At 56.6% G+C, this 758-nt stretch carries 2 protein-coding genes; both read right to left on the bottom strand.

Features of this window, described 5'->3' with window-relative positions:
• On the bottom strand, nt 1-282 hold a 282-nt coding region (locus AC4PR2_RS29330; protein WP_492176105.1), incomplete at its 3' end, for a hypothetical protein.
• 15 nt (nt 283-297) lie between these two features.
• Nucleotides 298-630, bottom strand: a complete 333-nt coding sequence (locus AC4PR2_RS29325; protein WP_492176104.1) for a hypothetical protein — start codon at nt 628-630, stop codon at nt 298-300.
• Nucleotides 631-758 lie beyond the last annotated feature (128 nt).

Genomic DNA, 758 nt, shown 5'->3' with positions numbered 1-758 from the left:
CATCATGAGTGATCCTATTACCGTGAACATCAGGTCATAGACTGCAATCAGGGCGGCAGCGGTCATCAGGCTTGCGACCAGCAACGCGGCAATCAAAGCGACGGCAATCAGCACCAGCACAAGCTGAGACGCCGGACTCCCAGCGGAAACAGCCTGTAACGCCGTGCCATACGCGAACAACGAAGACTCGGACGAGATCGCTTTGATGGCGGCCACGCCGTATTTTTCTGCATACACCATGACTGACAGCAGCGTTATCAATACAAATGTGAGCTTTCTCATACGCTTACTCCTGCATTATCGGCATTCGCCGAAGTGTCGGTTCATCTGCTGACGATAGGCCTCGGACTGCGGATAGGTCTTGTCCGTCATGACCGCGCGTAACAGCGAGAAATAGTGCTCATCGTTGGCCGACAGCACTTTCAGTTCTTCAACGGTGACCGCGTGGCGGCATCTCTGCGCCTGGATCTGCACGATGTCCGTCAGAACGGTCTGCATGTCAACGCTGAATCCCTGCAGCGCCGCCAAAAATCGCGCAGTCCGCTCGCGTGGTGCCTCCGGTTCTGCCCGAGCGGCCAGTGTCGTCAGAACCACGCAGATACCCACTACTGCCAATTTCCTCTTTTTCATCGGTATTCCTCTCTACATCGGTTGCAGATCAACCCGCTCAATCCCATCACACCATCGGGACGCCGTCGGACGCAGCCAGAGACACACGGGGCCATCGTCGTGATCGTGCAACGAGCCCAGGAACCAGC

The organism is Serratia sp. A07 (assembly GCF_058725505.1).
This window is presented reverse-complemented; position numbering and strand designations above follow the sequence as displayed.

What these genes read in the sequence shown, in the direction of transcription:
- AC4PR2_RS29325 (WP_492176104.1), bottom strand. Translation starts at nt 630, where the DNA reads ATGAAAAAGAGGAAATTGGCAGTAGTGGGTATCTGCGTGGTTCTGACG.